Annotated in this window: 25 protein-coding genes and 1 pseudogene; 7 read left to right on the top strand and 19 right to left on the bottom strand. The window is 71.3% G+C overall.

Annotated features, from left to right (window positions below; all coding sequences use genetic code 11):
* Positions 1-3: 3 nt before the first annotated feature.
* Positions 4-279, top strand: coding sequence for a hypothetical protein (locus ACFWW8_RS11140; RefSeq protein WP_386526637.1), 276 nt, complete (start codon positions 4-6; stop codon positions 277-279).
* Here the strand turns inward: ACFWW8_RS11140 and ACFWW8_RS11135 are convergent.
* From ACFWW8_RS11135 to ACFWW8_RS11120, 4 genes are read right to left on the bottom strand one after another with little or no spacing between them, the layout of a single operon-like run.
* Positions 263-445, bottom strand: a complete 183-nt coding sequence (locus ACFWW8_RS11135) for a DUF397 domain-containing protein (protein ID WP_386526635.1) — start codon at positions 443-445, stop codon at positions 263-265. The genes ACFWW8_RS11140 and ACFWW8_RS11135 overlap by 17 nt on opposite strands.
* A 12-nt stretch (positions 446-457) precedes the next feature.
* Complete coding sequence (locus ACFWW8_RS11130) at positions 458-1,300, bottom strand: helix-turn-helix domain-containing protein (RefSeq protein ID WP_386526633.1); 843 nt, start codon at positions 1,298-1,300, stop codon at positions 458-460.
* A 7-nt stretch (positions 1,301-1,307) separates the two neighbouring features.
* The gene (locus tag ACFWW8_RS11125) at positions 1,308-1,832 is read right to left on the bottom strand and encodes a DUF6879 family protein (protein ID WP_386526631.1); all 525 of its coding nucleotides are present in this window, start codon (positions 1,830-1,832) and stop codon (positions 1,308-1,310) included.
* Positions 1,792-2,211 carry a hypothetical protein gene (locus ACFWW8_RS11120; protein WP_386526629.1) on the bottom strand — a complete coding sequence of 140 codons (420 nt, stop codon included), beginning with the start codon at positions 2,209-2,211 and terminating at the stop codon, positions 1,792-1,794. The genes ACFWW8_RS11125 and ACFWW8_RS11120 overlap by 41 nt, the downstream gene beginning before the upstream one ends.
* A gap of 194 nt (positions 2,212-2,405) precedes the next feature.
* On the opposite strand from ACFWW8_RS11120, the gene ACFWW8_RS11115 reads away from it, so the two are divergent.
* From ACFWW8_RS11115 to ACFWW8_RS11100, 4 genes are all read left to right on the top strand, one after another.
* Complete coding sequence (locus tag ACFWW8_RS11115) at positions 2,406-2,783, top strand: hypothetical protein (RefSeq protein ID WP_386526626.1); 378 nt, start codon at positions 2,406-2,408, stop codon at positions 2,781-2,783.
* 374 nt (positions 2,784-3,157) lie between these two features.
* A complete protein-coding gene (locus ACFWW8_RS11110; protein WP_386526623.1) occupies positions 3,158-3,397 on the top strand; it encodes a DUF397 domain-containing protein in 240 nt (79 codons plus the stop codon).
* Positions 3,398-3,675: 278 nt separating this feature from the next.
* Complete coding sequence (locus ACFWW8_RS11105) at positions 3,676-3,981, top strand: hypothetical protein (protein ID WP_386526620.1); 306 nt, start codon at positions 3,676-3,678, stop codon at positions 3,979-3,981.
* Positions 3,982-4,000: 19 nt separating this feature from the next.
* A complete protein-coding gene (locus tag ACFWW8_RS11100; RefSeq protein WP_386526617.1) occupies positions 4,001-4,903 on the top strand; it encodes a JmjC domain-containing protein in 903 nt (300 codons plus the stop codon).
* Here the strand turns inward: ACFWW8_RS11100 and ACFWW8_RS11095 are convergent.
* Entirely contained in the window at positions 4,900-6,072 is a 1,173-nt protein-coding gene (locus ACFWW8_RS11095; protein ID WP_386526614.1) for a hypothetical protein, read from the bottom strand. The two genes, ACFWW8_RS11100 and ACFWW8_RS11095, sit on opposite strands and share 4 nt — an antisense overlap.
* A 262-nt stretch (positions 6,073-6,334) precedes the next feature.
* Between ACFWW8_RS11095 and ACFWW8_RS11090 the strand changes: the two genes are divergently transcribed.
* A complete protein-coding gene (locus ACFWW8_RS11090) occupies positions 6,335-7,114 on the top strand; it encodes an HAD-IIA family hydrolase (protein ID WP_267843737.1) in 780 nt (259 codons plus the stop codon).
* A 127-nt stretch (positions 7,115-7,241) separates the two neighbouring features.
* Here ACFWW8_RS11090 and ACFWW8_RS11085 read toward each other — a convergent pair.
* The 11 genes and pseudogenes from ACFWW8_RS11085 to ACFWW8_RS11035 form a co-directional block, all read right to left on the bottom strand.
* A pseudogene (locus tag ACFWW8_RS11085) lies at positions 7,242-7,619 on the bottom strand (TIGR01457 family HAD-type hydrolase); the annotation flags it as partial.
* A 166-nt stretch (positions 7,620-7,785) separates the two neighbouring features.
* Positions 7,786-9,309, bottom strand: coding sequence for an alkaline phosphatase family protein (locus ACFWW8_RS11080; RefSeq protein WP_386526611.1), 1,524 nt, complete (start codon positions 9,307-9,309; stop codon positions 7,786-7,788).
* A gap of 197 nt (positions 9,310-9,506) precedes the next feature.
* Positions 9,507-10,610, bottom strand: coding sequence for a 2-aminoethylphosphonate ABC transporter substrate-binding protein (locus ACFWW8_RS11075; protein ID WP_386526608.1), 1,104 nt, complete (start codon positions 10,608-10,610; stop codon positions 9,507-9,509).
* 137 nt (positions 10,611-10,747) lie between these two features.
* Positions 10,748-11,545, bottom strand: a complete 798-nt coding sequence (locus ACFWW8_RS11070) for an ABC transporter permease (protein WP_386526605.1) — start codon at positions 11,543-11,545, stop codon at positions 10,748-10,750.
* On the bottom strand, positions 11,532-12,347 hold the full coding sequence (locus ACFWW8_RS11065) for a 2-aminoethylphosphonate ABC transporter permease subunit (RefSeq protein WP_386527041.1): 816 nt from the start codon (positions 12,345-12,347) through the stop codon (positions 11,532-11,534). The genes ACFWW8_RS11070 and ACFWW8_RS11065 overlap by 14 nt, the downstream gene beginning before the upstream one ends.
* 229 nt (positions 12,348-12,576) lie before the next feature.
* Complete coding sequence (locus ACFWW8_RS11060; protein ID WP_386526603.1) at positions 12,577-13,626, bottom strand: ABC transporter ATP-binding protein; 1,050 nt, start codon at positions 13,624-13,626, stop codon at positions 12,577-12,579.
* On the bottom strand, positions 13,623-14,312 hold the full coding sequence (locus ACFWW8_RS11055) for a phosphonatase-like hydrolase (RefSeq protein ID WP_386527038.1): 690 nt from the start codon (positions 14,310-14,312) through the stop codon (positions 13,623-13,625). The genes ACFWW8_RS11060 and ACFWW8_RS11055 overlap by 4 nt, the downstream gene beginning before the upstream one ends.
* Positions 14,313-14,452: 140 nt before the next feature.
* Entirely contained in the window at positions 14,453-15,574 is a 1,122-nt protein-coding gene (locus ACFWW8_RS11050; RefSeq protein ID WP_386526601.1) for a TIGR03364 family FAD-dependent oxidoreductase, read from the bottom strand.
* A 169-nt stretch (positions 15,575-15,743) separates the two neighbouring features.
* The gene (locus tag ACFWW8_RS11045; protein ID WP_386526598.1) at positions 15,744-16,508 is read right to left on the bottom strand and encodes a GntR family transcriptional regulator; all 765 of its coding nucleotides are present in this window, start codon (positions 16,506-16,508) and stop codon (positions 15,744-15,746) included.
* Positions 16,509-16,640: 132 nt separating this feature from the next.
* On the bottom strand, positions 16,641-17,396 hold the full coding sequence (locus ACFWW8_RS11040; protein ID WP_386526595.1) for a hypothetical protein: 756 nt from the start codon (positions 17,394-17,396) through the stop codon (positions 16,641-16,643).
* Positions 17,397-17,889: 493 nt separating this feature from the next.
* Positions 17,890-19,071: an ROK family protein gene (locus tag ACFWW8_RS11035; protein ID WP_386526593.1), complete on the bottom strand. Its 1,182-nt coding sequence runs from the start codon at positions 19,069-19,071 to the stop codon at positions 17,890-17,892.
* Between the two features lie 56 nt (positions 19,072-19,127).
* Between ACFWW8_RS11035 and ACFWW8_RS11030 the strand changes: the two genes are divergently transcribed.
* Positions 19,128-20,243: a Gfo/Idh/MocA family oxidoreductase gene (locus tag ACFWW8_RS11030; protein WP_386526590.1), complete on the top strand. Its 1,116-nt coding sequence runs from the start codon at positions 19,128-19,130 to the stop codon at positions 20,241-20,243.
* Between the two features lie 50 nt (positions 20,244-20,293).
* On the opposite strand, the gene ACFWW8_RS11025 is transcribed toward ACFWW8_RS11030, so the two are convergent.
* The 3 genes from ACFWW8_RS11025 to ACFWW8_RS11015 all read right to left on the bottom strand — a co-directional run bounded on the left by ACFWW8_RS11025 (position 20,294) and on the right by ACFWW8_RS11015 (position 22,646).
* Positions 20,294-21,151 (bottom strand): fumarylacetoacetate hydrolase family protein, encoded by an 858-nt coding sequence (locus ACFWW8_RS11025; protein ID WP_386526589.1) that lies wholly within the window; start codon positions 21,149-21,151, stop codon positions 20,294-20,296.
* A 122-nt stretch (positions 21,152-21,273) separates the two neighbouring features.
* Entirely contained in the window at positions 21,274-22,083 is an 810-nt protein-coding gene (locus tag ACFWW8_RS11020) for a hypothetical protein (protein WP_386526586.1), read from the bottom strand.
* A 251-nt stretch (positions 22,084-22,334) separates the two neighbouring features.
* Positions 22,335-22,646 carry a DUF6412 domain-containing protein gene (locus ACFWW8_RS11015; protein ID WP_386527035.1) on the bottom strand — a complete coding sequence of 104 codons (312 nt, stop codon included), beginning with the start codon at positions 22,644-22,646 and terminating at the stop codon, positions 22,335-22,337.
* Positions 22,647-22,763 lie beyond the last annotated feature (117 nt).

The raw sequence follows: 22,763 nt of genomic DNA, 5'->3' as shown, positions 1-22,763 counted from the left end.
TGCATGACGTTCAAAATGACATGGGCGCTGGTCGCCGAGCACGTAGACGAGTGGACCGGCGACGACTTCACCGAGGCTGCATCGGTACTGGACCGGGAGGTCGGCGCCACAGTCTCGGCGAGCGGCATGAACCAGGGCGCGCAGACCCACTTCCGCGAGACGTTCCTCGCTCCGGTCCGTGACGGGATAGCAAGTGCTGGCAAGGAAGCGGTCGAGGCCGGACGCGGCTGGGACCGAGCGGCCGGTCCCCTGCTCGTTGTCCTCAGCCCGGCAGCCTGACGAAGCTAACGAACACTGCCCATGCCGCCGGATCGACACCGACGATCGCCCGGTCGCGCCACTTCGTGTCCCTGACCACCACTTTGGCAGGGTCGTTGTCGGCGACCTCTACGCACGAATCGCTCTTCGTGTACGAACTCGTGCGCCAGTTCAGCCTTTCAGCCATGATTTCCCTCTCTCAGTGATTGAAATGGTCGATAGCGCGAAGGATTAGAGCTCTGGCATTCTGGCCATAGACGGCGGCCTGCCGATGAAGCTCGAACGCCTTGCGGTAAAGCTCGATTTCTCTCGGCTGCGTTACAGACATCTCCGCAGAATACGTCTCTACCATGACGAGCTTGTCGTCGAACATCGCAAAGCCGTGCCCGATCCATAGAGCAAGGGGTGCGGACCGTGGGACGATGCCCAAGCTGAGACGGGGAAGCGCCAATACGGCGAGGAGTCGGTCAAGTTGCGCCCTCATTACCTCCGAACCGCCGTGGTTCGAGTAGAGGGCCTGCTCACCGAGGAGCACGTTGAAGATCCGGCCCCCCTCATAGAGATACTTCTGCCGTTCGAGACGCTTGGCCACGGCAGCTTCCGTATCGGCTGGCGTCTCATAGAAGTGCAATACCTGATTGAAGATGTTCTCGGCGTAATCGGCAGTCTGGATGGTGCCCCAGATCGTGGTGGGTTCCCAGATCCGGAAGACCCTGGTCTTCTGGTAGAGCGGCAGGGACTTCTTCTGGCGGTTCTCAGCCCCATCTTGAAGCTGCCTGCGCCAATCCATCCACATCTCGTCGATGTGGCGGACCGTGGCGACCAAGTCAAGGAAGTCCGCCTCGTGCCCGGTCGTCTGGCACCAGACGCGGATGTCTTCCTCGCTCGCGGTCTGCTTACCGTTCTCGATGCGAGAGACCTTGGATTCCTGCCAGCCGGTGGCGGCGGCGAAGGCCCGGCCGCTACTGAACCCCGCGTCCTTGCGGAATCCACGCAACCGGGCACCCAACGCCTCGCGTGTCTCTCGTGCTTGGTCGCTCACGGAACTGTCAGGGCTTGTACTCGATGGTTGGAGTCGCGATGGACCAGAGCAAGTCCCGGACGCGGATGCACTCGGCGACGATGGCGGGGTCCTCGATGATCTCGGAGCCCAGGACTTGCCCCGCGTCGTCGAAGTGCCCTACAGCCAAGAGCCTGTCGTCGTAGAGCCACCAGTCGTTGCCGTCCACGGGGAAGCGCAGGCCCTCGGGGAGCTTGTGCCGCGGCATCCAGCGGATCGACTCGCCGGCTTCCTCGTTGACAGCTGTGGTGGCGTACTCCCACTGGATGTAGGGGCTGTGCGGCTCGGAGACAACCCGCACCCGACGCACAGTCTTTCCTGAGCCGGTTACGCGCTTCATGAGCTGCAACCACGGCTCCATGAACGAGTCGTCGCCGCCGGTCCCGTTGAGCCAGTCCGCAAACGGCCCCTCCTCGTTGGGAACTGAGTAGTCGTCCCTCAGCTCCAGATGGAAGGCGTCGCGCGTAAAGCTCTCAAAGAGCTGGTTGCGCTCGGCGCTGGAGATCAGCTCCACGTGGTTCCTCCAGTAGGGCTGTGATCGCGGCCTTGGGGACCTCGACCACGGTCTCGTAGTCCGGAATCGACATCTGGGCCAGGGCCTCGGGGTCGGTGACTTCCCGGCCCTGGACAACGTACGTACCACCCGGCGTGAGGATCATGAGGGGGTCGTCCAGACGGCGGAACTCTCCGCACGGCAGGCCGTCCTTCTCCAGGTGCTCGAACAGTTCAGTGGGCACTTCCACAGCCGTCTCGCCCTCGGGGATGGTGAGCTGCATCAGCAGGTCGTTCGCGTAGATCCTCCAACCCTGAACAAGGTAGGTGTCCCGGTCGGTGGCGTAGAGCGTCGGGCAGTCCCCCGATTTGGAGTTCTTGCCAAGGAACCGTAGCTGCATGGCTGGTCTCCCGTCTGCTGCCTTGCGCGGATTTGCGCGACGCTCCGATGGTCGAGGCCCTGTTCGAGTCCGTCAATCAGCCTGCTGCAAACTGGCGCAATCTCTTTGGGAGTTGGCACACCCGGGCTCTAGGTTCAGTCACGAACCCGAGCAGCCAAGGAATCCGCACCTCGTGCGGTACCGAGGGGAGATGCGTGGTGGTGTCCACCGTGACCGAAGAACCCGAGACTCCGGATATCGACGGCAGGCCGATCGACATCGAGGTGGTCTCCGACAGCACTGACACGGCCCTGTTGATGCGGCAGGGGACCTCCACTCGCGTGGAGATCGACGCCGCCACGACCCGCATCATCGGTCACCTCAACATGCTGTTGGCCGAGGAACTCGGTGCCGACACTGACCCCGTCATTCAGGAGCAGTTCAGCAAGGCCTACAACCTGCTGGAACTCACGCAGCGCCCCACGGCCGCAACGCCGGCATTCGGCGCCTTCAGCTACCTGCGCGAGGTTGCCGCCGTGACCCGACGCCTGTTGTGGATCTACGCCCAGGGCCTCGGGGCCGATGTCGCGTGAGCCCCAAGGCCCAGCAGGTGGCTTACGTCCTAACCGTGCTGGCAGTGGGCGCAGCTCTGGTAGTGGCGATCCTCGCCGAGCCGAAGCCCGTCGCCCCCCACCCGGTTGGCGTCAGTGGGCCCTTCAGGCCCTGATGATCGCCGTCTCGCTCATCTGGAGCTGGGCCTTCTGGGCCGTCAACCGATGATCTTCCGCCCCCGAGTGCCCACCGCACCGGCTCCCCCGCATGTGCACACCCTCGGGGGCGGATGCAGAACCCCCACCCCGGCCAGCCGTTCCCCCGAAGAAGGACAGGTCGGGCCGGGGTGGGGAGCAAGTGCACGACGGCACGGAGAACGACTCTCCGTACAGCGGATGCACCAGGAGGAATCCCAATGAAGAGCGACCTCTACAGCCTCCCGACCGACAGCGCCGACTTCACGAAGTTCTGCGGCGGCAACCTCCAGGGCGACCACGAGGCGTGTGTCGAACTCGCCGCGATCCCCGGCGCCGAGACGGCCTTCGCCCTCCGCGACAGCAAGCCCGAGGGTGCCGGCAACGAGCTGCGCTTCACCGAGGCGGAGCTCGACACGTTCGTCCTCGGCTACGCCGCCAAGCGGGGCCTCAAGCTCTAGCCTGGCCGTCCCCCACCACGCACCAGGCGGGCCGCTCTGCTCAGGCGGGGCGGCCCGCACCTCTCGGAAGGGCGCAAATGAGCTGGTCAGGGCACTGGCACGGGTTCGGACCGTGGGTGGGTTCTCCCGCCGCACACGCGCAGGAGGGGAACCGTCGCCCTCCGCACGAGAACGGCCCGCCCGTACCGACAGACTCGGAGGACAAGAAGCAGCAACGGGTTTTTGAGCGCTATCGCGAGGCCGCCGCAGAGTTCCAGACGGGCAACGTCCCTCCCCTGATGACCGGCCATTGGCTCCTCAAGCGGAGCCAGGTCTCACCCGAACGCACCTGGACTGACGTGGGCGTCGCGCTGGCCTGGCTCACAAAGCTCTATCAGGAGAACCCGCCATTCGAACGCGAGGGCGGTCGGCGGGCTTACTGCTCCCTGGAAGACAAGCTGGAGTACGCCTCCGACGTGCTGCCTCGCGGGGTCGACGTGACGTGGGTGCACTACACGCCGTCCAAGAACCTCTTCGCGCTCTCCGTCGTGTGTTGCCCGAACCGCTTCCACCCCGACGTGCCCTGCCCGCTCCCGCCCGCCTGACCTGAAGGAGAGGCCGCCCATGTCACTCAGCCTGTTACTGCCGCAGGACGGCGTAGCCGAACTGCTGGCCTCGTGGCCCGACGAGCCCCGCGTCTACGAGCGAGGCCGTACGGCACTCGACGAGACGGTCACCGCGGATTTCCTCGACGAGTACGTGAACACCGGCTGCGTGCCGGCGAACGAGATCGCGCTCGTCAAGGCCCCCGCTCCCTCGCTGAACCGGGACACCTTCTCGACCAACGGACGCACCGACGCCACCCGGCTTCGCAAGTTCTACGCGAACGGGTACACGGTCCGCCTCGGCAACCTTCAGCGCGTCATCCCCTTCATGGCCTCGGCCTCGCAGGCCATCCAGCAGGAGACTGGCTATTCGAACTACATCCACGCCTTCCTGACTCCTCCTGGCCAGCAAGGACTTCGCCATCACTGGGACCAGCAGATGGCTGTCATCGTGCAGGTGACGGGCGTCAAGAGGTGGCAACTCTGGCGCCCGCCGGTCGAGGCTCCGATGCGCACCTACAACGAGTCCTTCCGGGTGTGGCGCGACAACTACATCCCGGACTGGGAGGCTGCGGGCCCGGATCTTCAGATCGACCTCCAGGCCGGTCAGTCGCTCCTTCTGCCGCGAGGCTGGGTCCACAACCCCCACGTGACCGACACCGACGAGCACAGCGTTCACCTGACGTTCGCGATCCGTGAGCGCACCATGCTGTGGCTCGCCGAGAAGCTGGTCGAGAGCGCCATCGAGGACCCCGAGTTCCGACGCATCATCCGCCCTGGCGACCTGACGGACGCGACGCTCGCCAGCCGCCTTCAGGAGGCCCGTGGGGCACTCATGAAGCACCTCGACGGGCTCGACATGGACTCGCTGAAGCCGGCTGTGCGAGAGGCCGCCCTAACCGAGCTGGAGTACACGACCTAGCCTGCCGGCGTGGGCCCCGGTTCCTCGGTCTCTCTACGAGCGGCGGGGTCGGGGCTCTCGGCCGCCTCGGGCGGCGTCGGTTCGGGCAACACTCCCAAGACGGACAAGTCCGGGGCCCGGCTCTCCTCGTGTGCTTCGAGGACCACCTCAACCGCTTGCCCAATCGCGACCCCTGACGCGGCATCAATGTTCGGGCATGCCTGGGGACCGTGTTCGGCGACGACTTCGCCGGTCTCCATGTCCGTGACCACGGTCTCTACGAGCGGCTGGACGTTGGCAGCCGCCGCCATCGGTGCCGAGAAGGTGGTCCTGAGCGACAGCTCCGCCGATACGGGGGCCTCCACCTGGATCTTCAGCAGGTTGCCGCTCTGGACAGGGCCGGTCACCATAGCCTCGCCAGGGGAGGCGGCGCCCAGCCAGTCGGAGAAGCGGTCAGCACCGCTGACGAGTCCTTCCAGGGGCTGGGGCACCGCCTTCTTCAGCTTCTCCCCCAGCTTCTTTTCCTTCTTGGCCTTCTTCATCTTCTCCTCCGCATGGAGGTTCTTGCCTGTCGCGGGGTAGTACGGCTTTCCCTTGGCTGGGGGAGCTGTTGGCGCTCCCTCTGTCTGCCCCTTGCTATCCGCGGAGTCCTTCGGCGCTTCCTCCGCAGCCACGATCGGCGCTTCACCGTTGCCGGCGACCGATGGCAGCATCCTGGCGTAGACCGGCCCGTTCGGGACGACAACCCCTGCCGTGTGCACGTGCACCGTGCCGTCCGGGTGCACGTGGACCTGAGCCTTGTCGCCATAGGCCAAGGCGTATGCGTCCTCAGTCGACAGCCCACGCCGCCGCGCTTCACGAATGAGCGCCTCGCGCTGGTCCTTCGTCAGCGGGACACCGGCAATGCCGCCTCCGCCATCCAGGTACGTGGGGAAGTAGCCAGGTGCCGGGGCAGACCTGAAGGCGTCGTCGATCTTGGCCCCATGGGGCTCGTCGGCCTTCTTAGGGGGCGGCTGCTCATCGCGAGCGATGGTGCTCATGGTGAGGCACGTGAAGGTGCCGCCGACCAGGAGCCCCCACGTGCCAATGGCGAGCTTCCGATCACGTTGCCCCTTGGCGGGCAGGGCAAGGAGCTTCCCAATGGGATGAGTGCTGATCTCATCCTTCGACGCCTCATTGCGTCGGTCCATGGGTGGACTCCCCTCAAACGGAATGTGAACTTCCGTCAAATACAACCACGTGTTCGAAGATCGATTTAGTCCTTAATCGTTCGAGATGCACCCAAATCTGTGAGGTGAACCACACGCGCCGGACCTACTAACGAGTACCCGTGTCCGCATATCGGACACTCTCGCCAGTCGTCAAGGGGCCGATAGTCCCTAGGTTCGATTGCGTGCGCGGCGTGAAATGATCGCCTGACGAGTTACCCCTTAACGGCAGGAGTCCGTACCCATGGCAGAGCGCAAGCCCATCGAATCGTGGCTCACCGACATGGACGGCGTGCTCATGCACGAGGGCGTGCCCATCCCTGGCGCAGATGCCTTCATCAAGAAGCTTCGCGAGTCGGGCAAGCCATTCCTGGTGCTGACCAATAACTCGATCTACACCGCTCGTGACCTGCATGCCCGGCTGACGCGCATCGGCCTGGAAGTGCCGGAAGAGAACATCTGGACTTCCGCACTGGCAACCGCCCAGTTCCTCCACGACCAGGCTCCGGGGGGCACGGGGTACGTCATCGGCGAGGCCGGTCTGACCACCGCCCTGCACGACGTCGGCTACATCTTGACCGACCACGAGCCAGACTTCGTGATTTTGGGCGAGACGCGAACCTACTCCTTCGAGGCGATGACGAAGGCAGTCCGCCTGATCAACGCGGGAGCCCGCTTCATCGCCACGAACCCCGACGAGACCGGCCCCTCCGCCGAGGGGGCTCTTCCGGCTACCGGCGCAGTGGCCGCGCTGATCACGAAGGCGACCGGCAAGAAGCCGTACTTCGTTGGCAAGCCCAACCCGCTGATGATGCGAACCGGCCTGAACGCGATCGGCGCGCACTCGGAGACGAGCGCGATGATCGGCGACCGGATGGACACGGATGTTCTCGCTGGACTGGAAGCCGGCATGGAGACCTTCCTCGTCCTCACGGGGCTTACGGGCCGGAAGGACATCAACCGATACCCGTACCGACCTACCACTGTCGTCGACTCGATCGCGGATCTCGTCGACCGCATCTGATCTTCCCGGTAGATACAGAGAAGGCCCTCCCGGTACCTTGGGAGGGCCTTCCGTGTTGGTGACTGCGTGGTCGCCTATGTCTAACGGAGTGCGACAAACCGCAGGTCAGGGCGAAGTATGTTTTGGTGGTCCGGGTCTCACCGAGGACCACGTAGTCGGGCTCGTGGTCGGTCAGGATGTAGCCGATGTCGTGCATGGCGGTGGTCAGGCCGGCCTCGCCGATGACGTACGCCGTGCCGCCCGGACGCTGGTCGTCGAGGAACTTCGCGGTGGCCAGCGCCGAGGTCCAGATGTTCTCGACGGGGACGTCGAGGCCCATGCGGCTGAGGCGGGCCTGCAGGTCGCGCGGGGTGTAGATGGAGTTGTTCGTCAGCACCAGGAAGGGCTTGCCGGAATCGCGCAGCCGCTTGATGAAGGCGTCGGCACCGGGGATCGGTGTGCCCTCGTGGATGAGGACCCCGTCCATGTCGGTCAGCCAGGATTCGATCGGCTTGCGCTCTGCCACGGGACTGTTCTCCGCTCTGCGGGGCCTCTGACCTCGGGGGCCTCTGGTCTGTACCACCCTATCCGGGCCGGGCCGCGGACGCGGAGGGCGTCCACGGCCCGGACAGGCGGGCCCCGGAAGGCTCCGGCCTGTCCGGTCGGCGGACCGCCCCGGCCGGGGTCCGCGCTCAGCCGAGGCGGACGTCGTCGACGGTCCAGTACCAGTTGTTGTCGCCGCTGTAGCGGAAGCGGACCTGGACGTCGGTGGCGCCGGCCGGCACCTGGAGGGCGATCGACTCGGTCTTCGCGACCGCGTCGGCGGTGTAGTTCTTCACGACGGCCGGGGCGCCGCCGTTGTAGGACACCAGGACCTGCGCGGTCTGGCCGGCCTCCTGGCGGTAGTGGGTCTGGAAGGACAGGGTCCTGGCGGTCCCGCCCGCGACCGGCCACTTCGGGGTGATCAGCGTGGAGTCGAAGGTGCCGGTGTGGCTCTTGTCGTCCCACTCGTCGGAGTCGGCGACGGCGAAGACGTCACGGGAGCGGACGTTCAGCTCGCGCCACTGGTCGCGCTGCGACTGGCTCCAGAACTCGTCGGTGGCGAAGGCCCATCCGGCCCACTCCGTGACGCCGCCCGTGCCCATCTTCGAGTTGTCCACGGCCCAGCCCGCCGGCGGGGTGCGGGTGAAGCCCTTGGTGCCGGCCGGGATGCCGGTCTCGTCCACGCGGGCCTGGAGGGCCGGGCGCAGGGTGTCGAAGGGGTCGCTGTCGGGGGCGTTCAGCGGAACGCCGTCGAGGCCCGCGCCGCTGACGCCGACGTGGGCGAGGGCGGTCGCGGCGACGTCGACCAGGCGCACGTCGTCCCGTACCGAGCCGGCCGGGATCCCCGCGCCCCTGGCGATGACGAAGGTGCCGCGCTCGGCGATGCTGGAGCCGCCGTGGCCTCCGCCGCTGGTGTGGCCGTGGTCGGTGGTGACCAGGACCTTCCAGTTCTCCTGGGCGTACGTGGGACGGCTCTGGACGGCGGTGAGGAGCTTGCCGACCAGGACGTCGACCCGGGCGACGGCGTTCAGGTAGGCCTGGCTGGCGGCCCCCGAGGAGTGGCCGGCCGCGTCGATCTCGCCGAGGTAGACGAAGGCCGCGTCGGGGTTCTGGTCCCGCAGCTCGGTGGCGGCCGCGGCGGCGATCTTCGGGTCCTCGCTGCCGTAGCCGTCGCGGTCGCCCTTGAGGGAGAGGCGCTTGTCGACCTTGGCCGAGAAGATCGGTCCGTTCTGGTCGGTGGAGGTGATCGGCTCCCAGTCGGCGGCCGCGTACGTGTTGAGCGCCGGCCGGGCGTTCTCGATGCGGGTCAGGAAGTCCGGGTGGGCCGTGTAGTTCTTGCCGGTGAAGGAGTTGTCCTTCACGCCGTGCTTGTCGGGCCACACGCCGGTGGCGATGGTGGACCAGCCGGGACCCGAGGAGGTGGCGGCCATCGGGTTGGCGTAGAGGGTGCTGCGCGCGGTCAGGCCCTGGGCCATCAGGCCGTTCAGGTGCGGCGCGTTGGCCGCCTTGACGCGGTCGAGGACAGCGCCGTCGAGGCCGATGACGAGGACCTTGTCGGTGGTGGCCGCCGACTCTCCGGCGGTGGCGGCGGTGGCGCCGAAGGTGGTGGCGAGCAGGGCGGCGGCGGTGGCCGCCACAGCGAGGGTGCGTCCGGGCAGGACAGCAGTGGGCACGTACTCCTCCGGGAGCAATCGTGGGGAAGGCGCGGCAGGGCGGGGCGGGGGCGTGCGGGTGGGGCGGGGACGCTGCGTGCGCCGGGCCCGGACCGGGGGTGCGGTCCTCGGTCCAGACCCGTTATCTCGGTGTCACGGCGGGGCCGTGTCGGTGCAAGCGTCACTCTCGCGGCCGTGGGTGGCCAGCAAGTAACCGGTCAGCTTCCGGTTGCCGACTTCCACGCGTCCACGTAGCCGGTGAGGTTCCGGTCGATGTCCGCCCAGTCCGGCTCGAAGACCTCGACGCCCGCCAGGATCCTGCTGAGTTCGACGGCGTTGGCGTCGGTCGGCCGGACGTCGGTGCGGGCCGGGAAGCCACCGCCGACCGCGCTGACCAGCTTCTGGGACTCCTCGGTCAGGAGGTGGTCGAGGAGCTTCTTGCCGTTCTCCGCGTGCGGGGCCTCGGCGACGAGGCCGGCGGCGTACGGGAGGGCGAAGGTGGTGGGCTTGCCGCCTTCGCGGGCCGGGAACCAGATGCCCAGGTTGGGCATGGACTTGGACTGCGCGAAGTTCATCTGGACGTCGCCGTTGGCCACGAGCAGCTCGCCCTTGTCGGTCTTCGGCGCGAGCTTGCTGGTGGAGGAGGACGGGCCGACGTTGTTGGCCTGGAGCTTCTTCAGGTACTCCATCGCCGGCTCCTTGCCGCCGAAGTCGTGCATCGACTTGATGAGGACGGCGGTGCCGTCGCCCGCGACGCCCGGGGTGGAGTACTGGAGCTTGCCCTTGTACGTGGGATCGAGGAGTTCCTCCCAGGTCTTGGGGGCCGCGGCGAGCTCCTTCTTGTTGTAGACGAAGCCGAAGTAGTTGTTGACGACCGAGGTCCACCTGCCGTCGGCGGCCTTGTCCCCGCCGTTGACCTTGTCGGCGCCCTGCGGCGCGTACGCCTGGAGCAGGCCCTTGCCGTCGGCCTGCTGGATGAAGGGGGGCAGCGTGATGAGTACGTCTGCCTGGGTGTTGGTCTTCTCGCGGACGGCGCGCTGGACCATCTCGCCCGAGCCGCCCTCGACGTACTTGACCTCGATGCCGGTCTTCCGGGTGAAGTCGGCGAAGACCTTGTCGTACCAGCCGTCGCCCTTCTCGCTCTTGAGGCCGTCGGCGCTGTAGACGGTGACGACCTTCTCGCCGTCGCCCGAGTCCGCGGAGGAGGCGGCGCCGCCGCAGGCGGTGAGGGCGGCGGCGAGGACGAGGCCGCCGGAGGCGGCGGCGGTACGGAGGAGGAGTGTCCCGGGCAGGAGCGTGCTGGGCGGGAGCGTGCTGGGCATGGAACTTCCTTACGGGGAAAGGGAGTCGGCAGAGGTTCAGCGGGGGCGGCGGTGCGGCGGTGGGGGGCGCTGGGGTCGGGACGGCGGTACGGGACGCGCGGTACGGCACGGGCGGTACGGGACGCGGCCGGGGCGGGTCAGCGGTACGCGGCCCGGGTGCGGATCCGCGAGACGGCCAGCAGGACCGTCAGGGTCGCGGCCATCAGGACCACGGCGACGGCGGACCCGGTGAACAGCGCGCCGCGGTCGGTGGCGGTGAAGACGCGGACGGGCAGGGGCATCCAGTCCGGCGGGTAGAGCATCATCGTGGCGCTCAGCTCCCCCATCGACAGGGCGAAGCAGAGCCCGGCGGCCGCCGTGAGGGACGGCAGCAGCAGGGGCAGCCGGATCCGCCACAGCACGTACGCGGGACCGGCGCCGAGGGAGGCCGCGGCCTGTTCGTACGCGGGGTCGAGCCGGATGATCGCGGCGGAGACGGACTGGTAGGCGAAGGCGGTGACCAGGACGGTGTGCGCCAGGACCACGATGGAGCCGGTGCCGTTGAGCAGCAGGGGCGGCCGGCTGAACGCGACGAGCACGGCGAGGCCGACCACCACGGACGGCACGGCGACGGGCAGCACGAACAGCGCGTCGAGCACCCGCTTCCCGCGGCGCCCCAGCGCGGCGGCGGCGAGCGCGGCCCAGGTGCCGACGGCGAGGGCGAGCAGGCTGGCCGTCACGGCGGTGATCAGGGACGTGGTCAGCGCCTGGAGGGATTCGCCGCGGACGGCGGAGGCGTAGTTCTCCGTGGTCGGGCCGGAGGGGAAGGCGCCGGACCAGTGGGTGGCGAAGGAGGCCCCGACCACGACGAGCAGCGGCAGGGCGAAGAGGGGCAGGAAGAGGAGGGCGAAGAGGCCCCAGGCGGCCCAGCGGCCGGTCCGGCTATGCACCAGCACGCTTGCTCACCATCCGGTAGAGGCCGAACAGGCCGACGGAGATCGCGATGTTGACGACGGCGACCACGCAGGCGGCCTGGTAGTCGGATTCGAGGATCGCCTTGCCGTAGACGAGCATCGGCAGCGTCGTGACGCCCTTGGCGCCGGTGAACAGCACGATCCCGAACTCGTTGAGGCACAGGACGAGGACGAGGCTGCCGCCGGCGGCGAGCGCCGGGAGGGCCTCGGGCAGGATCACCCGTCGGACGATGCGGGCGGGGCGGGCGCCGAGGCCGGCGGCGACTTCGAGCTGGGCGGTGTCCAGTTGGGAGAAGGCGGCGAGCAGGGGGCGCATCACGAAGGGCGTGAAGTAGGTGATCTCGGCGAGGAGGACGCCCCAGGGGGTGGCGAGGAACTGGAAGGGCCCCTCGGCGGTGCCGGTGAGGTCGGTCCAGACGCCGTTGGCCATGCCGACGCTGCCGTAGATGAAGAGCAGGGCGAGGGTGATGAGGAAGGAGGGGAAGGAAAGGAAGACGTCGATGAACTTCGCGACGGCGCGGGCCCCGGGGAACGGCACGAAGGCGATCACCAGCGCGAGCACGAAGCCGAGGACGAGACAGCCGGCGGTCGCGCCGACGGCCAGCCAGACGGTGGTCCAGAGCGCCTCTCGGAAGGCGGCGGAGGCGAAGACGGAGCCGTAGGCGTCGAAGGCGCCGCCGCCGCCCTCGGGAGTGAGGGACTGCTGGACGACCAGGGCGAGGGGGTAGAGGAAGACGAGCGCGAGCACGGCGACGGGCGGTAGCGCCCACACTCCGCGCGGCAGCCGCCGGCCCGGTGGCGGGGCCGAGCCGCCCGCGGGCGCGCCCGCCGGGGCCGAGCGGCGCCGAGGCGTGCCGCCCGTGCCCGTACCGTTCCCGCCCGTACCGCCCCTGCCCGTACCGGCCCCGCCCGGGCCCGCCGGGGCCGCGGGGGCGGGGGCCCCTGCGGCGTGCTGCGACGGTACGGACGGCGTGCGGTCCGGTGCGGGGTGGGCGGGGGCCCGCCGCGAGGCGTCAGGCATGGGACACCCCCGCCGCCAGCAGCACCGCGTCCCGCGGCGCGAAGTGCAGGGTGACCCGGTCGCCGAGGGCGGGGGTCTCGCGCAGTTCGGGCAGGTCCGCCTTGACGCGGTGGCCGTGGACGTCGACGTACAACCGGTGCGTGGAGCCCCGCCACTGGACCTCGGCGACGGTGCCGCTGAGGGGGTTGGGGCCGTCGCCGAGCCCGAGCAGGTGCGGCCGTACGCACAGGGTGGCGTGCGAGCCGGGCACCGCGCGGCCGCGGTCGAGCTCCAGCGGGCGGCCCTCGAAGACCGCTCCGGCCTCCGCGACGGTGACCGGGAGCAGGTTGGCGTTGCCGACGAACGAGGCGGTGAACTCGGTGCGCGGGGAGCGGTACAGCTCCTGCGGGGTGCCGCAGTCCCGGAGCCGGGCCCGGTCCATGACGGCGATCCGGTCGGCCAGGGTGAGCGCCTCCACCTGGTCGTGCGTGACGTACAGGAGGGACACCTCGGGCAACTCGCGATGTAGCCGGGCGAGTTCCGCGAGCATGCCGGACCGCAGCTGCGCGTCGAGCGCGGACAGCGGCTCGTCGAGCAGCAGCACCCCGGGGCGGATCGCGAGGGCGCGCGCGATCGCCACGCGCTGCTGCTGGCCGCCGGAGAGCTCGCGGGGGTAGCGCTTGGCGTAGGCGGCCATACCGGTCAGGTCCAGGGCTTCGGCGACCCGGCCGGGTATCTCCGCGCGGGGCGTCTTGCGGGCCTTGAGGCCGAAGGCCACATTCGCGTCCACCCGCAGGTGCGGGAAGAGCGCGTACTGCTGGACCACCATGCCGATGCCCCGCCGGTGCGGCGGGAGCGCGGTGACGTCCCGGCCGCCGATCAGCACCCGGCCCGCGGCGGGCCGTACGAACCCGGCGACCGCGCGCAGGGCCGTGGTCTTGCCGGAGCCGGAGGGGCCGAGCAGGGCCATGACCTCGCCGGGCTCGACGGTCAGGTCGAGGGAGTCCAGGACGGTGGTGCCGTCGTAGGCGACGGTCACCCCGTCGAAGCGGATGCCGCTCACGTCGGCTCCGCGCGGCGGGCGGGACGGGCGGGACGGGCGGCGGCGAGGGCCGCGGGGAGTTCCGCGACGGAGCCGAGGACGTGGGTCGCGCCGTGCTCGGCGAGGGCGGCGCGGTCGTGGGCACCGGTGAGGACGCCGGCCACGACCCCGGCGCCGGCGCGGCTGCCGCTGAGCATGTCGTACGCGGTGTCGCCGGCGACCACGACGTCGCGCACGTCGGCCACGGCGCCGGTGCGCAGGAACGCGGCCAGCACCATGTCCGGGTACGGGCGGCCGCGGCCGCCCGCGTCGGCCGGGCAGAGGGTGAGGTCGGCGAGGTCGCGCCAGCCGAGGGCGTCGAGGATGGCGTCCTGGGTGACGCGGGCGAAGCCGGTGGTCAGGACGACCGTGCGGCCGTCGGCACGGAGTTCCTCGATGGCTTCCCGGGCGCCGGGGAGCGGAGCGACGAGCCCGCCGTCGACGAGGTCCCCGTACGCCTCCTCGAAGGCGGCGTTCGCGCGCTGCGCGCTCTCCTCGCTGCCGAAGAGGTGGCGGAAGACGGAGATCTTCGACTCGCCCATGGTGTCGCGGACGTAGCGGAGCTTCTCCTCGTGGTCGGGGGTGCCCGGTGCGACGCCGAGCCGTTCGGCGGCGCGCTCGAAGGCGCGCTCGACCAGGCCTCCGTCGGCGACGGTGGTGCCGGCCATGTCGAGGACGACCAGCTTGCGGGAGTCTGCGGTGGCGTGGGCAGAGGGGGTGGCGTGGACGTCGGCAGGGGCGTTGGCGGTGGCAGGGGCGTGGGCGTCGGCAGGGGTGTTGGCGGTGGCAGGGGTGTCGGTCATGTGGTTCACCAGCCCAGTTCGTTCGCTGTGGTCTCGGCTATGGCGGGCGAGCAGGTCATGCCGCGGCCGCCCGGTCCGGTCACCAGCCAGACGTCGTCGGTCACCTGCTGGCGGTGGACGACGCGGGTGGTGTCGGTGCACTGCGCGTACACGCCCGCCCAGCGGCGCCGGATCTTCGGCAGGGGGCGGCCCAGGAAGGACTCGGCGACCTCGGTGAGGTGCTCGTAGGGGTCCTCGACCGTGTCGAAGGCGAAGGGGTGCTCGTACTCGTGGGTGTCGCCGATGGTCAGTCCGCCGTCCTGGCGCTGGACCATCAGCAGTTGCATCTTGTGCGCGGCGGCGGTCGGCGCCTGGTCCTGCTCCGCGTTGAGCGCGTCCAGGGCGGGCGAGCCGTAGGCGGGGTAGTAGCGGAAGCTGTCGGCGTCCGCGACCGAGGTGGTCAGCGCCTCGCCGAGCGGCGCGGTCTGCATCATCTGGAGCCGGACGCGGCGCACGGGCAGGTCGTGGGCCAGCTCGCGGACCAGGCCGGACAGCCAGGCGCCGGTCGCGAGGACGACGACGTCGCCGCGGTGGATGTACCCGTGGTCGTCGCGGACGGCGCCGTGCCCGGCCAGGGCGCGGACCTCGCGGCCGGGGACGAAGGTGTAGCGCCCGCTCGCCCGCAGGGCTTCGCGGAGGTGGAGCTGCGCGGTGCGCGGCTCGACGGCCGCGTCCCGCTCGCACCACAGGGCGGCCTCGAAGTCGCCGCGCAGGGCCGGGTTGATCTTCCGGGCCGTACCGGCGCTGACGAGTTCGTAGCCGCGGGCGGCGGCGTCGGGGCGGGCCACAGCCGCCTCGGCGACCGCGTACTCGCGGGCGTTGCGGACGGGGGTGAGGGAGCCGATGGCGCGGAAGCCCAGGCAGGGCACCTCCGCGCCGATGCGCTCCCAGAGCTCGCGGGCCCGCAGGGCGGTGTCGAGCTCCTCGCCCCCGGCCCGCCCGCTGACCCAGATCTGGCCGAAATTGCGCAGTGACGCGCCGCGGGCCTCCGCCTCGCGCTCGATCTGGACGACCTCGTGGCCGCGTTGGACTGCTTGCCAGGCGTGCATGGTACCGACCACGCCGCCTCCGACGACTATGACTCTCACGGCGTCCACGGTGGTGCGGGCCCGTGGCCCGAGGGGGGCGGGCCGGCGACGCGGCGGTGAACAGCCCTCGACGTTTGGACTAGACCCGTTATCTTTCTGTGACACGGATGCGCCCCTTTCCAGGCGGTACGGGGGATTGTGCGGGTGGTCTGCGGGGTCTTCCGCGGCTTTATTCGGGCCGCAGGTGGGTCGTGAAGCTGAACCTGTCCCCACGGTAGAGGGAACGCACCCGCTCCAGCGGCCGGCCCTCCCCGTCGCGCGAAAGGCGGTGGATGAGCAGCATGGGGAGGGCGGGCGGCGTCCCGACGAGCAGGGCTTCGCGGGGGGTCGCGAGGACGGTCTCCAGCTTCTCGTCGGCGTCCCCGAAGACGATGCCGAGGCTGTCTCGGAGGTATCCGTAGAAGGAGGAGTCCGGCTGGAAATCGATGCCGAGGCGGGGGGCACGGGCGACCCGGATGTACGTGCTCTCCAGCCCGACGCGCTCGTCGTCCGCGAGCAGGACGCGCTCCAGGTGCCAGACGGGTTCGGCGGGCTCGGCGCCGATGCCGGGAGCGAGGTCGGGCGGGCAGGGGAACTGCTCCAAACCGATCAGGGTGCGGCCGGGGCGCCGGCCCTGGCGGCGTACGCCCTCGGTGTAGCTGGCGAGGGCGAGCGGCTGCTCCAGCTTCGGCCCGGCCACGACGGTGCCCCGCCCGGAACGGCGGAGCCGGCCCTCCAGCAACAGCTCCCGCAGGCCTTGGCGAACGGTCTCGCGGGAGACCTCGTACCGCTCGGCGAGATCCCGCTCGGTGGGGAGGGTGCCGCCCTCGCCGAGCTCGTCGAGGAGGGCCGCGATGCGGGCCTTGACGGCGTAGTACTTGGGGATGCGGCCGTGTTCGGGGATCCCGGAGCGGACGGGCGATCCGGGACGGTGGCGCGGGGTCTGGTCTTCCACGGTGGGACTCTATGCGGGCCGGGTGAACGGCTCCGGTACGGGGACCGGCGCGGGGGCGGGGGTCCGGGCGGGGTCCGGGCGGGGGTCCGTACGAGCAGAGGCCCCGGGCGGCCGGGAGTCGGCGGGCGGGGGTCAGCGGGCCGGGGTCGCGCGCAGGCGTCGGGCGGCCAGCAGGAGTCCCCCGCCGGCGGCGACCGCGACGGCCGCCCCGATCCCGTACGTCCGGTCGCGCGGACCGGTGTGTGCCAGGGCGCCCGCCTCCGCGGACTCGTCGCCTCGGGGGCCCTCCACGGTGAAGCGGTAGCCGCCGGCCTCGCCGACCCAGTCGCCGTCGTCGCCCTTGCGCTGGACGAGGGCCGCGTCGGCGAGGACCTCGCCGGTCGGGGCGTCGGGGGCGAAGGAGAGGCCGACCTTGACGGTCAGGGAGCCGCCGGCGCCGACGGTGAAGCCGGGGAACGCGTCGCCCCCGTCGAACACGGCGATGACCTCGTCGCGGTCGGTCCCCTCCAGGCTGACGGGGAAGGTGCCGCCCGGGGCGTCGAACTCCATCCGCAGGTGGGCGGGGCGCAGGGTGCGGGCCTTGCCGGTGAAGACGACGACGGGGTGGATGGCCGTGCACACGGAGCCCGTGGTGTTGGTCAGGTCCAGGTACCAGCTCTGCGGTCCGCCGCCCGTGCGGTACACGGCCGGGCCCCCGCGGATCCGCGCGCCGATCGGAAAGGCGGAGGCCTTCCCGTCCCCGCAGGTGGCCTGCGCCCGGGACGGCAGCGCGGGGGCGGGTCGCGCCCCGCCGCCGGTGCCGACGTCCGCTCCCGCGGTGGTCGCCGGGCCGGCGACGAGGGCGGCGGAGAGGGCTGCGGTGAGGGCAAGGGCTTTGCGGAGTCGCATGGGAGGCCTTCGCTGCTCGCCGGACGGGACGATGATCGGACGAGGCGACAATCACCCCGGGCCGCGCTCGCACCGTGTCACGCACGCGCGATGCGCTGCCGGGCGCCGCGCCTGAGTCGTACCGGTTTACGCCCGATCGGAGCACGAGGTCAAGCCGGTGCCCCGGCCTGACCGGTCCCGCCCCCGTGACGCGCGCGACGGTGACCGTACGGCGAGGCCGGAGTGCCGGGCCCGGGCGGCCGGCGGCGCGGGCCCGCGCGGAGGAGCCGCCGGGACCGGACCACACGCGGCAGGGTCGGCGGGAGCCGGACCACACGCCGCGGGGACCGCGAGAGCCGGACCACACGCGGCGGGGTCGGCGGGAGCCGGACCGCACGCCGCGGGGTCGGCGGGAGCCGGACCGCACGCCGCGGGGTCCGCGGGAGCCGGACCGTCCGCGGCGGGGTCGGCGGGGTGGGGGTGCGTGAGCGGGGCTGATGGGGCCGCGGGCGGGTCAGGTGTGGGCGAAGACCGGGGACAGGGCCAGTTCCGCCGCGCCCTCCGCCACGCCCCTCGGCGCCAGGGACACCGTCGGCGGGTCCGGGGTGAGGGCGCGGGCCGCGAGGACGGCGCGGACTCCGGCGACGAAGGTCTCCGGGGCCGCCGCCACCACCCGGCCGCCGAGGAGCACGTCGTCCACGTCCAGCAGCGCGACCAGGTTGGCGGCTCCCTCGCCCAGGATCCGTGCCGCCCCGGGGAGGTCGCCGCCGGCCACGGCCGCCAGACAGAGCACCTCCGCGCATCCCCGCGCACCGCACCGGCACGACGGGCCGTCCAGGAGGAGGACCTGGTGGCCGAACTCCCCCGCCGCCGATCGGGCGCCCCGGTAGACCCGGCCGCCCAGCCGCAGGCCCGCGCCGAGGCCCGTGCCGACGTGGAGGTACACGGAGGTACGGGGAGCCGCCCCGGCAGGCGGCCCGTGCCCGGGGCCGGCCCCGGGCATCCCCGTACCGGCCGCCGCCGCGCCGGCGTTCGTGTCCTTGTCCAGCAGTACCGGCAGGCCCAGCCGCCCCCGCAGGACCTCCCGCAACGGGAACCCCTCCCACCCCGGGAAGCCCGTCACCCGTCCCATCACCCCGGTCCGGTGGTCGAGGGGTCCCGGTGCGGCCACCCCCACCCCGAGCAGCGGCGGCCCGGCCGGGTCCGCGACCCGCGCGACGGCCCGTACGACCTCCTCGACCGCCGCGGCGGGACCGGCCGCGAAGTCCAGCGGGCCGCCGGCTCCGGCGAGGACGGTGCCCGCCAGGTCGACCCGTACCGCCCGCAGCTCGTCGCGGTCCAGGTGCACGCCGACCGCGTGGCGCGCCTGCGGGACCAGTCGGAGCAGGGTGCGCGGTTTGCCGCCGGTGGACGCGGCGCGGCCGGCTTCCGCGAGCAGCCCCTCGGCCCCGAGCCGTGCCGTGATCTTGCTGACGGCCTGGGGGGTCAGCCCGGTACGGGCGGCGAGTTCGGCGCGGCCCAGGCCCGCCGGGCCGGCGCCGCGCAGCAGGTCCAGCAGCAGCGCCTCGTTGTGCCCGCGCAGCGCCGGCAGGTTGACCCCGCCGCGCCCGTCACGGGCGCCGCGCCTCTCGTGGTCGCCGCGCCCGGCGCCGCCGCCGTACGCGCTTCCGGGTTCGTCCCCGCTACCCCTGTTCACCTGCCCATTGTCCACCTTCCTTGCACTTTGGCAACGCTGTTGCCAAAGTGGAGGGCATGAACGCCACCGCCCCCACCGATCCCCTCCGCGTCGGCCTCATCGGCTACGGCCTCGCCGGTTCCGTCTTCCACGCCCCGCTCGTGACCGCCACCGACGGGCTCGTCCTCGACACGGTCGTCACCTCCGACCCCGAACGCCAGGCCCAGGCGCGCGCGGCCTACCCGGGCGTCCGGATCGCCGAGTCCGCCGACGAGCTGTGGGACCGCGGGGACGCCCCCGCCCTCGACCTCGTCGTGATCGCCTCCCCGAACAAGACGCACGTCCCGCTCGCCACCGCCGCCCTCACCGCCGGTCTTCCCGTCGTCGTGGACAAGCCGCTGGCCGCCACCGCGGACGAGGCCCGCGCCCTCGCCGCGCTCGCCGAGCGGACCGGCACGTTCCTGTCCGTCTTCCAGAACCGCCGCTGGGACAACGACTTCCTCACCGTGCGCCGGCTCCTCGCGGACGGCGAGCTCGGCGAGATCCAGCGCTTCGAGTCCCGCTACGAGCGCTGGCGCCCGCAGCTCAAGGGCGGCTGGCGCGAGTCGGGGGCGCCGGAGGAGATCGGCGGTCTGCTGTACGACCTCGGCAGCCACGTCGTGGACCAGGCGCTGGTGCTGTTCGGTCCGGTCGTACGCGTCTACGCGGAGGCCGACGCCCGGCGGCCGGGCGCCGCGACCGACGACGACACGTTCATCGCCCTCACGCACGCGAACGGCGTGCGGTCCCACCTGTACGTCAGCGCGACCACCGCCCAGCTGGGGCCGCGGATGCGCGTCCTGGGCTCCAGCGCCGGATACGTGAAGTACGGCCTGGACCCCCAGGAGGGCGCCCTGCGCGAGGGATTGCGCCCCGGGGCGGGCACGGCGTGGGGCGAGGAGCCCGAGCACCTCTGGGGGCGGCTGGGCTGCGGCGAGTCCCCGCTGACCGGCGGCGGAACCCCGGTGCCGACGGTGCCGGGCGACTACCCGGCGTACTACGCGGCGGTGGCCGCCGCGCTGCGCGAGGGCGGACCGGCCCCGGTGACGGCGTACGAGGCCGCACACTGCCTCGACGTCCTGGAGGCCGCGCGCACCTCGTCCCGCGAGGGCGTGGTCGTGGAGATCCCGGCCGACGGGGCGACCGCTCCGTAGCGGGGACGGGTGAGGGGCTCCGCCCCTCACCCGTGTCGTGCGGTCGCGGGCTACGCGTTCTTGAACTCCTGGCGCTGGCGGCCCAGCCCCTCGATCTCCAGTTCCACGACGTCACCGGCCCGCAGGTAGGGCTTGGGCTCGGGCTGACCCATGGCCACACCCGCCGGCGTGCCGGTGACGATGAGGTCGCCGGGGTACAGGGTCATGAACTGGCTCAGGTACCGCACGACCTCGCCGACCGGGAAGATCTGGTCCGCGGTGTTGCCGTCCTGCCTGAGCTCGCCGTTGACCCACAGCTTCACGTCCAGGACCTGCGGGTCCGGCACCTCGTCGGCCGTGAGCAGCCAGGGGCCGACGGGGGTGAAGGTCTCGCAGTTCTTGCCCTTGTCCCAGGTGCCGCCGCGCTCGATCTGGAACTCCCGCTCGGAGACGTCGTTGACGAGCACGTAGCCGCCGACGTGCGCCAGGCCCTCCTCTGCGGAGGACAGGTAGCGGGCGGTGGCGCCGATGACGACGCCGAGCTCGGCCTCCCAGTCGGTCTTCACGCTCCCGCGCGGGATCAGCACGGTGTCGTCCGGGCCGCCCACGGTATCGGCGGCCTTGAGGAACAGGATCGGCTCGGCCGGCGGCTCCGCGCCGACCTCGGCCGCGTGCCCGAAGTAGTTCAGCCCGATGCCCACGACCTTGCCGATGCGGCCGACCGGCGAACCGATGCGCAGCCCTTCGGCGCCCAGGACCGGAAGCCCGCCGGACTCCGCCGCTTCCCGTACCCGGGACAGCACGGAGTCGTCGGCCAGCAAGCCGCCGTCCACATCCGTGATCACGCCGGACAGGTCACGCAGGGTCCCGTCCTGGTCGAGCAGCGCGGGGCGCTCCGACCCGACCGGTCCGACACGCAGCAGCTTCATGGGCATTCTCCCGTGGTCGAGGGTGGTCGGCCCAAGGGCATGCCCCGGGCCGGACGATGGGTTGCGGCCATCGGAGGATTGGTTGATCCTCCAAGAAGTCGACCCAATCCGCAAGACCCTGTTCACAGGGTGGAACGCGCGCCTCCGCCGGTACGGGACACCGGCCGGTCCGCACGGCCCGGCTGCTCCGGCTGCTCCGGCTGTCGTGCACGCTCCGCGCGGTCCTTGCGGTACTGGAGCCAGATCCGCTCCGCCACCGACCACGCGGTGGTGGTCAGCAGGTACAGCCCGGCGGCCAGCGGCACCACGGCGGCGGTGATCAGCGTGCCGAAGGAGAGCAGGGGCAGTACGCCGCCCACCTTGCGCATCAGCTCCTGCTGCTCGGCGGTCAGCTCCGCCGACCGGCCGGCACCCGGCTTGGCGCCGGACTTGCCCTTGGCACCGGCCTTGCCCTTGGCACCGGCCTTGCCCTTGGCGCCGGCCTTGGCGCCGGCTGCCGATGCAGCCGAGGCGAGGGCGGCCGCCCGGCGACCCCGTACCGCGCTCCAGGCCGCCACGGCCGCGATCGCCGCGAACAGCCCGAGGAACACGAGCCCCTGCGCCCCCAGCAGGCCGCCCTCCCCGAGCGCCCCGGTCCACGTGGCCCCCAGCGGCGCCTCGAACAGCCGCTGCCCGAGCAGCTCGTTGGCCGTCCCGCCGACGTCCGCCGAGGAGAACACCCGGTACATCACGAAGAACACCGGCAGCTGAAGCAGCATCGGCAGGCCGGCCGCCAGCGGGGTCGCCCCCCGGAAGGCCGCGCGGCTCAGCGGGTACAGGGCGAGCCGGACGAGAACGGTGAACAGCACGATCGCGGCGGCGGTCGCGGACTCGGCCAGCACCGGCTCCAGCAGCCGGCCCAACTGGGCGACAAGATGAATGAAAGCAGACATGAGGGCCCTCCGGAGGGTCTCGTCGAACGTCGAAAGAGCCGCATCGGACGACGCGTGGACGCACGGAGTGCGTGGACGCGGGACGCGTGGGGATGCGAGCGGTGTACGTCGGCGTGACGACCCACGAGGGCCCCAGCCGGCACCTGGAGGCACCAACTGGGATCAGCGATCAGCGGGACAACGACCGGTCGGCGGGCGGCGCGTGCCGGAAGGCACCGGGCCGGGAAGCCGAGCGGTGTGGTGACGCGCCCCTACGCGGCCGTCGGGACGGACCGGCCGGGCGCCCTGGGCCGGGAGCGGCCCGAGGCGTCGGGATCGCGCTGCGGCAGGAACGCCGTGCGCTGTTCGCGATCGCGGAGCGCGGTGCGTATGCGGTGCGGCGGCACCGGCCGCACGAGCCGCGCGGCGGCGGCCAGGGCCTCGGAGCCCACCGCGATGGTGGCCGCCGCGAGGGCCAGCACCACGACGCCGAGTCCGCTCTCCCCGGCGAACAGGCCGAGGACACCGCCGAGGAGGACCAGGGACAGCGTCAGCAGTGCCGACACCCCCGCCGTCCGGACCAGGCGTGCGCGGAGGGACGCCGGCAGACGGCCGCCGCTTCGTTGCCGAGCCACGCTGACCGCCCCCTCACCCTCTCCGCGTACGAACTCCCGTACGGCACCGGTCACTCGGATCCGATC

Origin of the sequence: Streptomyces sp. NPDC058701, assembly GCF_042715295.1 — a bacterium.
Classification (GTDB): Bacteria; Actinomycetota; Actinomycetes; order Streptomycetales; family Streptomycetaceae; genus Streptomyces.
Note: the sequence above shows the minus strand (reverse complement) of the source record. Positions and strands in the feature narration are given on the sequence as shown.

Excerpts from the sequence above, each read along its gene's own strand:
- ACFWW8_RS11140 (WP_386526637.1), top strand. The coding sequence starts at position 4 with ATGACGTTCAAAATGACATGGGCGCTGGTCGCCGAGCACGTAGACGAG.
- ACFWW8_RS11135 (WP_386526635.1), bottom strand. The coding sequence starts at position 445 with ATGGCTGAAAGGCTGAACTGGCGCACGAGTTCGTACACGAAGAGCGAT.
- ACFWW8_RS11120 (WP_386526629.1), bottom strand. The coding sequence starts at position 2,211 with ATGCAGCTACGGTTCCTTGGCAAGAACTCCAAATCGGGGGACTGCCCG.
- ACFWW8_RS11110 (WP_386526623.1), top strand. The coding sequence starts at position 3,158 with ATGAAGAGCGACCTCTACAGCCTCCCGACCGACAGCGCCGACTTCACG.
- ACFWW8_RS11105 (WP_386526620.1), top strand. The coding sequence starts at position 3,676 with ATGACCGGCCATTGGCTCCTCAAGCGGAGCCAGGTCTCACCCGAACGC.
- ACFWW8_RS11100 (WP_386526617.1), top strand. The coding sequence starts at position 4,001 with ATGTCACTCAGCCTGTTACTGCCGCAGGACGGCGTAGCCGAACTGCTG.
- ACFWW8_RS11095 (WP_386526614.1), bottom strand. The coding sequence starts at position 6,072 with ATGGACCGACGCAATGAGGCGTCGAAGGATGAGATCAGCACTCATCCC.
- ACFWW8_RS11090 (WP_267843737.1), top strand. The coding sequence starts at position 6,335 with ATGGCAGAGCGCAAGCCCATCGAATCGTGGCTCACCGACATGGACGGC.
- ACFWW8_RS11075 (WP_386526608.1), bottom strand. The coding sequence starts at position 10,610 with ATGCCCAGCACGCTCCCGCCCAGCACGCTCCTGCCCGGGACACTCCTC.
- ACFWW8_RS11055 (WP_386527038.1), bottom strand. The coding sequence starts at position 14,312 with ATGGCCGGCACCACCGTCGCCGACGGAGGCCTGGTCGAGCGCGCCTTC.
- ACFWW8_RS11040 (WP_386526595.1), bottom strand. The coding sequence starts at position 17,396 with ATGCGACTCCGCAAAGCCCTTGCCCTCACCGCAGCCCTCTCCGCCGCC.
- ACFWW8_RS11030 (WP_386526590.1), top strand. The coding sequence starts at position 19,128 with ATGAACGCCACCGCCCCCACCGATCCCCTCCGCGTCGGCCTCATCGGC.
- ACFWW8_RS11025 (WP_386526589.1), bottom strand. The coding sequence starts at position 21,151 with ATGAAGCTGCTGCGTGTCGGACCGGTCGGGTCGGAGCGCCCCGCGCTG.
- ACFWW8_RS11020 (WP_386526586.1), bottom strand. The coding sequence starts at position 22,083 with ATGTCTGCTTTCATTCATCTTGTCGCCCAGTTGGGCCGGCTGCTGGAG.